The organism is Paraburkholderia sp. GAS41, from assembly GCF_050436545.1.
Lineage (GTDB): Bacteria > Pseudomonadota > Gammaproteobacteria > Burkholderiales > Burkholderiaceae > Paraburkholderia.
Map to the genome: position 1 here is coordinate 1 of NZ_JBNDMK010000022.1, position 13,362 is coordinate 13,362.

15 protein-coding genes and 1 tRNA gene are annotated in these 13,362 nt (G+C 60.2%); 5 read left to right on the forward strand and 11 right to left on the reverse strand.

Going from position 1 to position 13,362, the window contains the following annotated elements:
• Window positions 1–89 precede the first annotated feature (89 nt).
• Together P3T43_RS25760 and P3T43_RS25765 are read right to left on the reverse strand one after the other, a co-directional pair.
• Entirely contained in the window at window positions 90–1,208 is a 1,119-nt protein-coding gene (locus tag P3T43_RS25760) for an AAA family ATPase (RefSeq protein WP_429283835.1), read from the reverse strand.
• Window positions 1,209–1,967: 759 nt separating this feature from the next.
• Window positions 1,968–2,168 (reverse strand): helix-turn-helix transcriptional regulator, encoded by a 201-nt coding sequence (locus P3T43_RS25765; protein WP_429283836.1) that lies wholly within the window; start codon window positions 2,166–2,168, stop codon window positions 1,968–1,970.
• 570 nt (window positions 2,169–2,738) lie between these two features.
• Here P3T43_RS25765 and P3T43_RS25770 point away from each other — a divergent pair.
• Window positions 2,739–3,224, forward strand: coding sequence for a hypothetical protein (locus P3T43_RS25770; RefSeq protein ID WP_429283837.1), 486 nt, complete (start codon window positions 2,739–2,741; stop codon window positions 3,222–3,224).
• A gap of 146 nt (window positions 3,225–3,370) precedes the next feature.
• On the opposite strand, the gene P3T43_RS25775 is transcribed toward P3T43_RS25770, so the two are convergent.
• The 6 genes from P3T43_RS25775 to P3T43_RS25800 all read right to left on the reverse strand — a co-directional run bounded on the left by P3T43_RS25775 (window position 3,371) and on the right by P3T43_RS25800 (window position 7,324).
• Window positions 3,371–4,609 (reverse strand): tyrosine-type recombinase/integrase, encoded by a 1,239-nt coding sequence (locus P3T43_RS25775; RefSeq protein WP_429283838.1) that lies wholly within the window; start codon window positions 4,607–4,609, stop codon window positions 3,371–3,373.
• Window positions 4,610–4,775: 166 nt separating this feature from the next.
• Window positions 4,776–4,851, reverse strand: a tRNA-Ala gene (locus P3T43_RS25780).
• Window positions 4,852–4,924: 73 nt separating this feature from the next.
• Entirely contained in the window at window positions 4,925–5,278 is a 354-nt protein-coding gene (locus P3T43_RS25785) for a c-type cytochrome (RefSeq protein WP_429283839.1), read from the reverse strand.
• Entirely contained in the window at window positions 5,275–6,066 is a 792-nt protein-coding gene (locus tag P3T43_RS25790) for a BON domain-containing protein (protein ID WP_429283840.1), read from the reverse strand. The genes P3T43_RS25785 and P3T43_RS25790 overlap by 4 nt, the downstream gene beginning before the upstream one ends.
• Before the next feature lie 20 nt (window positions 6,067–6,086).
• Window positions 6,087–6,674 carry a phosphoheptose isomerase gene (locus P3T43_RS25795; RefSeq protein ID WP_429283841.1) on the reverse strand — a complete coding sequence of 196 codons (588 nt, stop codon included), beginning with the start codon at window positions 6,672–6,674 and terminating at the stop codon, window positions 6,087–6,089.
• Between the two features lie 182 nt (window positions 6,675–6,856).
• Entirely contained in the window at window positions 6,857–7,324 is a 468-nt protein-coding gene (locus P3T43_RS25800; protein ID WP_429283842.1) for a YraN family protein, read from the reverse strand.
• On the opposite strand from P3T43_RS25800, the gene rsmI reads away from it, so the two are divergent.
• A complete protein-coding gene (rsmI, locus tag P3T43_RS25805) occupies window positions 7,323–8,204 on the forward strand; it encodes a 16S rRNA (cytidine(1402)-2'-O)-methyltransferase (RefSeq protein WP_429283843.1) in 882 nt (293 codons plus the stop codon). The two genes, P3T43_RS25800 and rsmI, sit on opposite strands and share 2 nt — an antisense overlap.
• Before the next feature lie 117 nt (window positions 8,205–8,321).
• Here the strand turns inward: rsmI and P3T43_RS25810 are convergent, their stop codons facing one another.
• On the reverse strand, window positions 8,322–8,921 hold the full coding sequence (locus P3T43_RS25810) for a septal ring lytic transglycosylase RlpA family protein (RefSeq protein WP_429283844.1): 600 nt from the start codon (window positions 8,919–8,921) through the stop codon (window positions 8,322–8,324).
• Between the two features lie 623 nt (window positions 8,922–9,544).
• Between P3T43_RS25810 and P3T43_RS25815 the strand changes: the two genes are divergently transcribed.
• The 3 genes from P3T43_RS25815 to P3T43_RS25825 all read left to right on the forward strand — a co-directional run bounded on the left by P3T43_RS25815 (window position 9,545) and on the right by P3T43_RS25825 (window position 11,362).
• Window positions 9,545–10,189, forward strand: coding sequence for an MBL fold metallo-hydrolase (locus tag P3T43_RS25815; RefSeq protein ID WP_429283845.1), 645 nt, complete (start codon window positions 9,545–9,547; stop codon window positions 10,187–10,189).
• On the forward strand, window positions 10,186–10,815 hold the full coding sequence (locus P3T43_RS25820) for an exonuclease (protein ID WP_429283846.1): 630 nt from the start codon (window positions 10,186–10,188) through the stop codon (window positions 10,813–10,815). Before P3T43_RS25815 ends, P3T43_RS25820 begins: the two co-directional genes overlap by 4 nt.
• An 88-nt stretch (window positions 10,816–10,903) precedes the next feature.
• Window positions 10,904–11,362, forward strand: coding sequence for an Lrp/AsnC family transcriptional regulator (locus P3T43_RS25825; protein WP_074263115.1), 459 nt, complete (start codon window positions 10,904–10,906; stop codon window positions 11,360–11,362).
• A 60-nt stretch (window positions 11,363–11,422) separates the two neighbouring features.
• Here the strand turns inward: P3T43_RS25825 and P3T43_RS25830 are convergent, their stop codons facing one another.
• Window positions 11,423–12,742: a cation diffusion facilitator family transporter gene (locus P3T43_RS25830; protein WP_429283847.1), complete on the reverse strand. Its 1,320-nt coding sequence runs from the start codon at window positions 12,740–12,742 to the stop codon at window positions 11,423–11,425.
• 271 nt (window positions 12,743–13,013) lie between these two features.
• Entirely contained in the window at window positions 13,014–13,316 is a 303-nt protein-coding gene (locus P3T43_RS25835) for an H-NS family nucleoid-associated regulatory protein (RefSeq protein ID WP_429283848.1), read from the reverse strand.
• Window positions 13,317–13,362: the final 46 nt, after the last annotated feature.

Below are 13,362 nucleotides of genomic sequence, written 5' to 3' on the forward strand. Positions count from 1 at the left end.
CCACCCCGACCGAGGCTGTCAACGGCGCTTCATTGTTGATGGTCCTGGTCAACCTTGCGCCGCCATTTATGTGCGGATTTACGCCGCCGTCAACACCGCTTCAGAGTCAGCACAACTTCTTCCTCGAACCCGCTGATACGGATTGCGACCCGACCGCTAGCTGCGTTGCCAGCCAAGAGGTCGTTACTTTTGAGCTTCAGTCTTCGCGCATAGGGTCGCCCTCCCAGCGCAATCGCAATGGCTTTCAGGATGGTGGACTTGCCTGCACCGTTAATTCCCAGCAACGCAAAGCACGGCGTGCGCTTGGTATTCTTGGCAAGCAGGTCGAGCTGGAGAGACTCAACAGTACCGACGTTTTCGATGGTGATGCTCTCAATGACGCGCTTGCGCGAATCCCATTCATCAAGGTTTCCTTCCGGCGCTGTTGACGCACGTTCCTTGTCCGTGTCAAAGCGCTGCTGCAACTCGATGGCGGTCTGCAGCCTCGCGTCTTCGCCTGGGGCTGACCCGGCGATGCGCCGGGAAATCTGACGGACAGCCGCGAGATACGGTTGCCCCGCGCGTAGCATCTCGACGCGATGCCGTTCCGTCGCGTGCTCAAAATGGTTTAAGGTGCGCTGGCGGTCCACCTTCAAGCCTGGGCGGTTCAGTCCGAATACCTCGATGGTCACCCGCCCTCTTTCGGTGGTGCCCGCGACGGCCCCATCTCTCGAGAAAAGCAGATGCTCGGACGGGTCATCCAAACAGGGGTCGAGCAGCGACGGAGTCTCTCTGGTGAGCTCCGAGCGCAGCGCGGATGCCTGGGCGCGTGTGCTCTCGTCAAGAAGGGGAAATCTGTTCGTCTTGTTCCGCCAGCACTCGGCACAGGCCAGGTACGCGTTTTCCCATTCGAACGCCTGGCGCCAGTAGTGGTCGCGCAGATACTTGCCCGACGAGCCCGAGACGCCTGTAACGGGTCGGAACCAGTCTACATGCCCTTTGGTCGAAGCACCCAGTGTCGATTCGCAGTAGGCACATTTCCCTGCAAATTGGTCAAACAGCGCGGGCATGAACGCCTGCTGCGAATTTCTTGAAGCAAACTTGATATCGAACTGCTTTTGACCACGCTCGGCGAGAGGAATTGCGTAGAACCGCTCGGCCTCAGGCAGGAAGCGTTTCTCAAGCTCGACGAACACCGGCGGAACCTCATTGCGCTTTACGAGAATCATGACTAGTTACTAGGACAGTTTATTTGGAGCGCTGCTCGACAGTCGATTCTTGCCGACCAATACCCTCCAAATTCGTCAATCGGCTCAACACAGGGAAGCCATGTCAAAAAAGATTATTGTTCCACGAGAATGGACGTGCAACGGGGCAGAACTGAAACTCAGAAACGGGGCGACTGCGAGCACGACCTAGATTCTCGATGGGAAAGAAATAAAGCCCGAGACGGGCGCAGTTTCAGGCAACACCTGGCTTTTTGACGGTAAGGAATTGCGTCCTAAGGCTAGCGCGACTTCTTCCAACACATGGACGGTCGAGCGCGACCGGATTAAGGCCAAATCGGGCGCGACCAGCACGAACAGCTATGAGATACGTGACCTGCCAATTCTTGCAATTGCCGGCCACCTGGTCCTTCGGCTCTATCAGCGAGCGGCTGTGCGCCCACTGGGTTGACTACGGGGCGATGCCACGCAGGAACTCGAGGACATTCACGCTGACCGGAAGAATTGATTTGCCTTTACGTCCATGAGTCGAAACAAGGCAACAGTCGCATTTGAAAGAAACGTGATATTAAGCGTCCAGCTTCTGGTCCACGTAACGAGAAAGGCGCATCGTTTCCTTCATCAAGGATGTTTATGGGACATACCGCTTTGACCAGCAATCGCAAATTGACGACCGCCTCGGCTCTCGCCAAGGCAGCTCGACAAAGTGGTGCCATCCACTTACGGAAGGAACTCAAGCCAAGGCCCGACAAATGAGCGTTACTACTCGCCAGATGCCCCCAATTGCCCTTGACTGACGAGTCGTTGAATCTCGCTGGCTCTCCAGGCAACGCAACGCGGGCCGAGGGACACCGGTGAAGGGTAACGGCCGCTTTTGACGCCAGCGTACCAGGTGGCTCGTGAAACAGGGATAAGCGCCAAAACTTCAGGAAGACGCAGCAGGAAGTCATGCTGGATTTGCATTGACCATCTCCATAAAACACGCCCTTGGAGATATGTCCTCACCCCACGAAAAATACCGTGGAAATATAGCTATTTAGATATGCCCTTAAACCGGCCGGAGTCGGGCTGACCACCGGTTATCGTCTGATAACGATAACCGCATTGTGGCGCGCCTCCCATCCAATTGTCAAGCAGTTCGAACTATGTTTAAAAATTTTCCACAAAATATGAAAGATGTTTTAGCAATCCTCAATATATTTTTTAAAAAATGCCGCGCTTCCGTTGTTCATCACATGGTGACTCAGCGCGCCACAGAAACGCCATTCTCCAATCGGCTAATCCGCCGATGCTCTCAACCAGAGAGACCGGCGCGACATTGATGCCCTCCGGTGATTCGGAGCTGCCTGGCGCACAACCCCGAAGCAGCGCAGGCATCCGCATGGCCCCCATACGACCGCCCCATTTATACTGACCGTCAACTCCATTCACGACACGCCCTTCTCGCTGATTGCCAACCCGGGGCACCGGTGAGTCACTCACCGAGCGAGCGATATTCCCCCAACCAGATGGGCTCGCGAACCGCCCAAACGTATGCGCGTATTCCTAGACACTGAATTTACCAATCTGCAGGACCGTGAGCTCATCAGCCTGGGTCTTGTCGCCGAAAACGGTAGCGAGTTTTACGGAGAATCTTCCGGTTTCGATTTATCTCGCTGCAGCGAATTTGTCCGGGAGACCGTGCTCCCCCAACTTGGTTCTCCGGCCGGGCGTGCAATGCCACTTGACCAGCTTCGCCTCGAAGTGACGGACTGGCTGCATAGTGTTCCGGTTCGCGACCACCTTGTTCTCTGCTATGACCATGATTTTGACCGGGAGCTGCTTGAGCGCCTGATGGACGGCCAGCTTCCGAAAAAATGGCGGACCGAAAATATCTGGACCCGGTTGGATGCAGCGCGACAGCAATCTTTCTTCGCCGAGCACGGGCACCATCATCACGCGTTGTGGGATGCCCGTGCCAACCAGGCCAGTTTTCATTCAGCCGCACACCGGTGGAATCAGGAATTCGGCAGGCCTTAGCCAGACGTCTCCCATGTGATGTCACCTGGTCGCCGCCGCGCGAAGCCGGTTCGAAGACACGGAAAACGTAGGCGGACAGGCCCTGGATTTCTCTGGGACGTCCCGTGCCCGTAGCGCCGGCAAATCGCCCGCGATGGCGACGCCTATTACCGCCCTTCGCGCGGGCCAAGCGGCGCGGGCGCAACCGGGGGTTCGCCCGAATCACCATTCCGCAGGCGGTCGAGATAGTCGGCCCACTTCTGCATCATTTTTCTGCGCTCATCCAGAAATTTCGTCCGGTTATACGCGGTACCCAGCGGGTCGGGCACCATGTGCGCCAGTTGATGCTCAATAACCTCAGGCCTGATGCCCAGCCCTTCATGCAGAATGGTACGCGCCATGGCCCGGAATCCATGTCCGGTCTGGTCCGTCCGGGTATTGATACCCGCCCGCCTCAGCGCGTTGTTGACCGTGTTCCCGGACATCGGCTGGTTTTTGTCATCCCGGCCCGGGAAAACATACGGCCATCGTCCCGTTAGCGGATACAGTTCACGCAGAATGGTGACGGCCTGGGATGCCAGCGGCACGAGATGGGGCGTCGTCGTCTTTCCAACGATGTAGCGCCATTCGGCTGCGTCCAGATGCACCTCGTCCCACCGCATCATGCGCAGCTCGCCAGGCCGGCAGAACAGCATTGGCGCGAGATGCAACGCGGCTTTCACCGGAAACGAGGCTCCCACTGCATCCATCTTTCGCAACAGTGGTCCCACCTGCCGGGGGTCGGTGACGGCCGCAAAGTGGCCCGCTTTCGCTGGCCTCAATGCGCCTTTCAGGTCCGGCACCGGATTGGTCCGAGTCCGGCCGCTCGCCACCGCGTAGCGAAATACCGCCCCACAGTTCTCCATCGCGCGGTGTGCGGTGTCGAACGCCTTCCGGTTCTCGATTCGCTGCAGACAGCTCAGTATTTCGGGGGCGGTAATCTCGGCTATCGGCCGGTTGCCCAGCCACGGAAAGAGGTCGTTCTTCAGGCGCGCGAGCACCTTGTCCTTGTGAGACTTGGCCTTGTCGGCCATCATCCGCTCGAACCACTCAAGGGCAACGGCCTCGAACGTGCTGGTAGCTTTCGCGAGCCGCTCCGCCTTGAGCGCTTTTTTGTGCTCGCCAGGGTCTATCCCCTTGGCGAGCAGCTCGCGTGCCTCCTCCCGCTTCGCCCGCGCGTCCTTCAGGGTGACGTAAGGATACTGGCCGAAGGACAGTTTCTTCTCCCTGCCGTCGTAGCGGTATTTCATGCGCCAGAGCCTGGAGCCGGTCGGGGTAATCTCGAGATGGAGTCCGCCACCGTCCCAGAGCTTCTGGGTTTTACCTATAGGTTTGGCGTTCTTGATGGTGAGGTCAGTCAGGGGCATTTGGGGGCATCCTAAAATTAGTATAGGCACCGATGCCCCGAGAGCTGCCCCAAAAGGCGTCCGGATTTCACCAGACGTCGCTGGATGACGCTGGACGCAAAAAAGGCCGGAAGCCTTGTGCGACAAGGACTTTCCGGCCTTTCCTGGATTCTGTCAGACTTGATGGTGGTGGAGAGGAGGAGGATCGAACTCCCGACCTTCGCATTGCGAACGCGACGCTCTCCCAGCTGAGCTACCCCCCCAACGACGAAACAATTCTAGCACAAGGTTTTTCACCTTTACCAAGCCACAAAAGCCTCCAAAACCACCCAAAAATCATTTAGACGGAGCCCCCGCGAGCACCCAATCCACCACCGCCCGGACATCCGCATCGCTCATGGCAGGATGCGCGGGCATAGGAATCGCCCCCCACACCCCAGACCCACCATTCCTCACCTTCAGCGCCAACTTCGCCGATGCCTGCGAATCGCCCTTGTACTTCGCCGCGATCTGTTGAAACGACGGCCCGACAAGCTTGCGATCCACCGCATGACAACCCATACAAGCGTTCGCGCTCGCAATCGCCTGCCCGCGCGGTGTGCCATCCGCATACGCCGTCTCGGCCAGACCGCTCAACGCAAGCACGGCACCCACGCCGAACAAGCTACGCGAAAAAACACCCAGCCTCATTGACTAACCTGCGGATTACCCGGATGCACCTGGGTCGAATTCGTCACCGGAGCCGGCGCCTGCTGCTCAAGCGGACGCGAGCTCACCGACGCATCCGGCACCGCGCCAACCGTCGCATCGGTGGTCGGCGAAGGCGTCGGTGCAGCCGGTGCGCTTGATGCAGCGGCAGTAGCCGCAGCCGCATCTTGCGGCAGGATGTACTGGAACACCTTCACCACTTGCGTCACGCCAGGCACACGACTCGCCACGTCAGCGCCGCGCGCACCTTCATCGCGCGTGACCAACCCCATCAGATAAACCGAGCCGTTCTCGCACACCACCTTGAAGTTGTTCGCCGAAATATTCTTCTCGGCGATGAGCGCAGTCTTGACCCGCGTTTCAAGGTAAGAGTCATTCGCCCGCGAGGAAATGTCAGCCCCCGGCTGCACGACCAATTCGTTGACGATCGAAGTCACGTTGTTCAGGCCGCGCACGATCTGCTCGGCCTTCTGCTTCGACGCGTCGTCCGGTACCTCGCCGGTCAGCAGCACGCGACGGTTGAACACCGTCACGTTGACGTGCGCCGTATCCGGCAACGTCTGGTTGATCTGCGCGATCGACTTCACCTGAATCTCGCGATCTTCGGTTTGCGCGCCGACCGTGCGCCGGTCGGTCGCTACCAGCGCACCGCCGCCGGCCGCGCCTGCCACCAGCAGAAAGCAACCTTGCAGCGTCGCGGACAGACCCGCCGCCAGCCCCACCACCAGTGTGGTCCTCACCAACGTCGTCTTGATGCGAAATACGCTCATCAACTAGCTCTCCTTCGGAATCAGTCTTCGCCCAGCAACATGGCATCGATGCCGTCGCACAGACAATGGATGGTCAGCAAATGCACTTCCTGGATACGCGCGGTGCGATCCGACGGCACGCAAATATGGATGTCGGTGTCGCCCAATACCTCGTGCGCCTTGCCGCCTTCTTTGCCCGTCAACGCCACGACAATCATCTCGCGCTCGTGCGCGGCCTCGACCGCGGCCAGCACGTTTGCCGAGTTGCCCGAGGTCGTGATCGCGAGCAACACATCGCCGGGCTGACCAAGCGCCCACACCTGCTTCGAGAAGATCTGCTCGAAGGTGTAGTCGTTCGCTATGGCAGTGAGAACTGAGCTGTCGGTGCTCAACGCGATAGCGGGCAAACCGGGTCGTTCGCGCTCGAAGCGGCCCATCAGCTCGGCGGCGAAATGTTGTGCGTCGGCAGCGGATCCTCCGTTGCCGCACGCAAGAATGCGGTTGCCGTTGGCAAGCGCCATAAACATCGTGTCGATCGCAGCGGCGATCGGCATCGACAGGGTTTCCAGGGCTTCGAGTTTGACCGCCGCGCTGTCGCGGAAGTGCTGTTGAATGCGTTCGACTGACATCGAGTCTCTATCTATTACCGCGTATGGACCGCTTTCGCGCGCCCTGTTGTGAAGACCTATTGTTCGGACTGACGGTGCGGGAAGTACCCATGAATCTGCGGCGCCGCGCATGACACGTTCGCCGCGCCACCCACACGCGAGCGCAAGTTTATCGCACTCAAGGCCGATGTCCGCGCGCTGGCTCAGACTTCATCGGCGCGAAACGCGTCCCGTAACCAGACCAGCCGCCCCGCTTCAAAGGCGACAACATCGAAACGGCATGCCGGCACAGCATCTACATGTGTGGTCAGATAATGCCGCGCGGCGTGAACCAGTCGCCGCCGCTTCTGCCAGTCAATGCTGGCGGCCGCGCCGCCATAGTGCCGCTGCGCCCGCGCGCGTACTTCGACGAACACCAGCGCGCCGTCGCGCTCGCGCATCACCAGATCGATCTCGCCACCACGGCACACCACATTGCGCGCCACCAGACGCAAGCGTTGGCGCTGCAAAAACACCAGTGCGTGCGCTTCGAAAATCGCTCCAACGTCTTTGGACCCACCACGACCCGAAAAGTTGTGAGCGCCGGATCGAGGCGTCGAGCGCTCCGGCCGCTCTGCCGCTGCGTGGCACAATGTCGGCCTTGCTCTGTCTGTCTGCGTCTTCTGCCTCATGACTCCTCTCTCCGAACTTGCGCAAGGGCAGCAATATCCTGCTGCCGCGCTCTATGTGGTGGCGACGCCGATCGGCAATCTAGCGGACATCACGTTGCGTGCGCTGCACGTACTCGGACTGGTGGACCGGATTGCCGCCGAGGACACTCGCAATACCGGTCAACTGCTCGCCCGCTACGGAATCTCGAAACCACTCGTGGCCGTGCATCAGCACAACGAGCGCGAAGCGGCGCTGCGCATCGTCGAATATCTGCAAGCGGGCGAGCGGATCGCGTATGTTTCCGATGCCGGCACGCCAGGTATTTCGGACCCCGGCGCAAAACTCGTCGACGCCGTACGCGAAGCGGGCCTGCCGGTGATTCCGCTGCCCGGCGCAAGCGCGCTCGCCACGGCACTTTCCGCAGCGGGCGATTGGGTCGCCACCTTCTCGTTCCTCGGTTTTTTACCGCCCAAGGCGAAGCAACGCGCGGCGACCCTGCAACCGCTCGCGACTCACCCTCACGCGATGGTCTTCTACGAAGCGCCGCATCGCATCGTAGAAACGGTTGAAGCCTTGGCCGAAGCATTCGGTGGCGCACGCAAACTGCTGATCGCACGTGAGCTGACGAAGTTACACGAGGCGCTCTATCGTTGCACCCTGGCCGAAGGGCCAACGTGGCTGGCAGCCGACCCAAACCGGCAACGCGGCGAGTTCGTACTGGTGGTGGAAGGCGCGCAGCAGGAAATCGCGGGCGAACACGATCACGACGCGTTGCTAGGCATCCTGCTGGAAGAATTGACGGTGAGTAGCGCGGCGAAGGTCGCGGCCGCCATCACGGGGACATCGCGCAACGCGCTGTACACGCGCGCACTGGCGCTGAAGAAAGACGAGGACGACTAAAGGAGCAGCAAGGGGCGGCGCAAGTGGCCTTTGCGAGCGGCGCGCACGGCAGGTAAAGCCGTGCCCGCCTCAAGACAGGCGGCCAGGCACGCGATAAACGCGCCAGCCGCCTTCACATCATTTGACGTCGTTGTTGTTCGACGCCAGCATTTCGGCTCGTTCCGCCTTCGCCTGCTGTTGCGTCAAACCTTCGATCTGCACGCGAGCAGTGCCCGCATGTGCCATGTGCAGCGCGGTAGCCGCCGCCAGCGAGAGATCGATCACCCGGCCGCGCGCGAATGGGCCGCGGTCGTTGATCCGGACGATCACAGAACTGTCGTCAGCCGGATTGGTGACCTTCACGTAGGAGCCGAGCGGCAAGGTGCGGTGCGCCGCTGTGAGCGCGTGCATGTCGTAGCGTTCGCCGTTCGCGGTGCGTCGACCGTGGAAGAACCGGCCGTACCAGGATGCACGTCCGGTTTCGCGGTAACCGGCAATATTGGGTCCCGGTTCCGAGAGCGGTTGGGCGTCGGCAAGCGACGTACCGCTGGCTTCCGAAGCCGATCCTGCCGGCGTACCAAAGGCCTGCGGCGCGGAGGTACCGGCGCCGCCTGCCTGCGCGCTCGTCGTGCTGAGCGGCGGATTGCTTGCCTGGTTGCCTTCGGTCGGGGGCATGGCGCACCCTGCGAGCACAAAAAAGGCAAAAAGGCTCCCCATACTTCGGGATGAAGTTTTCATAAGACGTAAAATCACAATGTCGAGCCGCATCACGCGATAGCTGCGTGTTGCTGCGACTCCGGCGAAAAACGAACGACCACACGCCGCGCAAAAAGCGCAGTACGTTGAAGTCCGCACGCGGCACATTCTGCCGCTCCCGCACGGTTAATTTTCACGTCTGGCGCAACCTGTCCCCGGCAGCCTGACCAGACCCCACAAGCCGCCATCGAACGTGGCATCACGTTCTTGCGCGCTTAACAACGGCGCGCAGGAACAGCGGCGTAGGCCCCACCCAGCGTCACGGCGAAAGCCGTTGCAGGCGCGTGGCACCTGGCTGGACGAGACGTGCGCATCGGACATATCCGATGCTTGATTTGCCGTCAAAAACATCTACGACGGCACTTACTTGACGACGATCAGCGCCCCACTTTTAATGGGTACGCATCGCCATTTGGCAGTACGGTCTCCCGCACACATGGGTCCATTATACCTAAAACCCAATTCTGGGATGGCAAGACCCTGATAACTTTGATGAATTTTCACTATTGATGCAAAAATGGGCATTGCGGAACAGCCATTCGGCATATCGGCGAGGCCGGTGAAGCGCCGGTACAATCAACGTTTTTGCGTGGCCTACCGTACTCATGAAAGTCACTCTGATCCCTGTCACGCCGTTCCAGCAGAATTGTTCGCTGCTCGTTTGCGAGGCAACGGGACGCGCCGCTGTCGTCGATCCCGGCGGCGACCTCGAGATCATCCAGGCGGAAGTCGAGCGGCAGAATGTATCGGTCGAAAAAGTCTTCCTCACGCACGGCCATATCGATCACTGCGCCGGCGCGAAAACGCTGGCCGCGCACTACGGCGTGCCGATCGACGGGCCGCATCCCGATGAACGCTTCTGGCTCGACAAGCTCCCTGACCAGAGCACGCGCTTCGGCTTTCCCGCAGCGCAAGCCTTTGAGCCGGACCGCTGGTTGCAGGACGGCGACACGGTCGAGTTCGGCAACGAGAAGCTGGAGGTTTATCACTGCCCGGGGCACACGCCCGGCCACGTGATCTTCTTTAGCCGCGCACACCGGCTCGCGCTGGTAGGCGATGTGCTGTTCGCCGGCTCCATTGGCCGCACGGATTTCCCGCGCGGCAATCATGCCGACCTGATTCGCTCGATCCGTGAGAAGCTCTGGCCGCTTGGCGACGACGTCACTTTCGTCCCGGGTCACGGCCCAACGTCGACGTTCGGCGCCGAGCGGCGCACCAATCCCTACGTCGCCGATGGAGTGCATGCATGAGCAGCGAAATCTATGTAAGCACCGACGTCGAAGCGGACGGCCCGATTCCGGGTCCGCATTCCATGCTCAGTTTCGCCTCGGCCGCGTACACCGAGGACAAGCAACTCATCGGCACTTTCTCTGCGAATCTTGAATTGCTGGAAGGGGCGAGCGCCCATCCGGTCCAGGAGGCCTGGTGGAAGACCCAGCCCGAGGCGTGGGCAGCCTGCCGCCGCGACCTGCAGCAGCCGCTCAAGGCGCTGACGGACTACGTCACCTGGGTCGAAGCGCTACCCGGCAAGCCGGTCTTCGTGGCTATGCCGGCCGGCTTCGATTTCACCTTCATGTTCTGGTACATGATGCGCTTCACCGGCCGTTGCCCGTTCTCATGGTCCGCGCTCGACATCAAGACGCTGGCGTTCGCAATGACCGGACTGCCTTACCGCAAGTGCATCAAACCCCGCCTGCCGCAACGCTGGTTCGACGACCATCCGCACACCCATGTCGCGCTCGATGACGCGATCGAACAGGGCGCCCTCTTCTGCAACATGCTCGCCGAGCTGCGCGCCACTCAGGCGGCAACTGCGGCAGCTGGGAAAGATGGGGACGGCTCAGGGCAAAAAGCCGCTGCCAAACCTGCAAATTAGGTAATCTCCCTCGTCAGAGCCGTTTTGCATTGCGTTTCGTTTTCGCGGCCTCTACCATAAGGACCATGGCACGCCAACGGAGGCGCAGTTGACACTCGATACGTTCTCTCAAAAGATTCTGCGCCTGTTGCAGCTTGACGCTCGCCGGTCGGTGCAGGAGATTTCCGACCAGGTTGGACTCTCCAGCACGCCGTGCTGGCGGCGGATCAAGGACATGGAGCAATCGGGGGTGATCCAGCGTTACACGGCGCTGCTGGATCGGGAGAAGCTCGGTCTGCATGTGTGCGCGCTTGCCCACATCCATCTGACGCGGCACACGGAAGGCGGCGTCGAACAGTTCGAGCGGGAGATCGCCACCTGTCCCGAGGTGACCGAGTGCTACAGCACCACCGGCGAATCCGATTACATCCTCAAGATCGTCGCGCCGGACATCAAGGCGTACGACGCGTTTCTGCACGAACGGATCTTCAAGATTCCGGCGGTCGCACAGGTTCGCACGAGCGTCGTCCTGCGTGAAATCAAGTTCGACACGCAACTGCCGCTTTGAGATTCTGATCAGGTTGCTCGCGCCGCGAGGCTGGACTGCGTCGCTCGGACGCAGCCGGTTTTAGACAATGTCGTGACGCTCGGCGGTGGCCGTTTCGGCGCCTGCTTCTCCGTCCGCGCCGGCTCCTGCGCATAGTCTTGCGCCTGCGCCTGCGTCTGCTCTTGCGTCTACGTCTGCTCTTGCGTCTACGTCTGCTCCCACTCCCGCTTCCTCCACGCACGCGCCCGAGGCCATGGCCCTGAGCACACTCACCTGCCGCGCGCCCAGGCGCCGCTTCAATCCCGCAAGATCCAGGCGAACCATCCTCTGTGCATCGCTCTCGCGGATATCGGACCCGCTGGCAGGTAACGTCACCTCGACGTCGAGCCCCGTACTCAGGTAGTGGAGATTGACGGCCGCCGCCCGCTCGCCGTGCTCGGCCAGCGCGGCGTCGACCTCCGCCACGACCTGCTCGCGCGGCGGCAGATTGACGGGCGGTCGCGCCACCATATCGTTTTCCGGGTCGACGTGAATAAGCGCATCCAATACGCGGTTGTCCGTCAGAACACGCGCACGCGCCGTCTCTGCAATGTAGTGCCCTTCCGATACCGAGATCAGCGGATCGACCAGAATATGCGCGTCGACGAGTGCGAAGTCGCCCATTTTGCGGGTACGCAATTCGTGCACGTCGCGCACGCCTGCGGTCGACAACAGCAGCTTGCGGACGTCATCCGCGGCGACATCGTCGAGCGCGCGATCGGACAGATCCTGCAGCGCATCCCAGCCGAAGGTCCAGCCCATCCGCGCGACCATGAAGCCCACGATAGCCGCCGCGATCGGATCGAGCAGCCGCACGCCGGCCAGACTACCGAGAATGCCGATTGCCACCACCAGCGACGACGCCGCATCCGAGCGCGCATGCCACGCGTTGGCGATCAGCATGGCCGAACGCACGCGGTGCGCTTCACGCAGCATGTAGCGGAAAAGTCCTTCTTTCGAAACGAGTACCAGCACTGCGACGCCGAGCGCGCTCAGGTGAACTGCGGGAATATCCTGCAAATGCGCCAGTCGGGTTCCCGCCCGCCACAGCATGCCGACGCCGACCGCGATTAACAGCGCCCCGAGAAACAGCGAAGCCACCGTCTCATAGCGACTGTGGCCGTAATTATGATCGGCATCGGGTTTGACGCCGCTATGACGATTGGCAATTAGTACGACAAAATCCGACACCAGATCGGCAAGCGAATGCACACCGTCTGCGACGAGCGCCTGCGAATGCGCAATCACGCCGATGACGATTTGCAACGTCATCAACACCGTATTCAACGCGATACTGACCAACGTGCTTTTACGCGCGACGTGATGTTTTTGCGTGGATTGGTCGGCGAGAGTAGAAAGCATGCGAGCGCGCGGGATTTTTCAATGACTGAATTCTAACCGCCGGCTCGTGACAAACTGTCTATTCCCCTAAAATTCTCTTTTAAATCAGATGCTTATCTAAACGGGAAGTATTCGTGTTTCGACTTCACAGGATGCGTGCCCGCGTGTACTGGAATCGCACAATCGCATCGCGCATAGTGTCATCTGATCATTGAACAAAAAAACCGCGCACTTGAAAGTTGCGCGGTTCTTTGGCCGGGAGCGCGCTAAAGCGCACGCCGGGGTATTGCTATTAATGTGCGATCAGAAACTTTTCGCGATCCTGACCAGCAATCCAACGCGGCGGCTTGCCACGGCCGGACCACGTGCTGCCGCTATCCGGGTCACGGTATTTCGGCGCAACGCCGCCACGCGGACGACCTACCTTGGCATTTTTAGTACTGCGGCCGCCGCCCAACTCCGCAAGCGTAATGCCATAGTCAGCCATCTTCTGCTTGATCTCATTCAACACTTCCGCGTATTCACGCGACTTTGCTTCTTCGATCTGCTTTTCCAGCTTCTCTCGCTGTGCGAGTAGTTCCTTGTAGGAAGACATAGGTTCCCTTATGGTTTGGATAAATGACTACCAGTCTTAGCCGGTT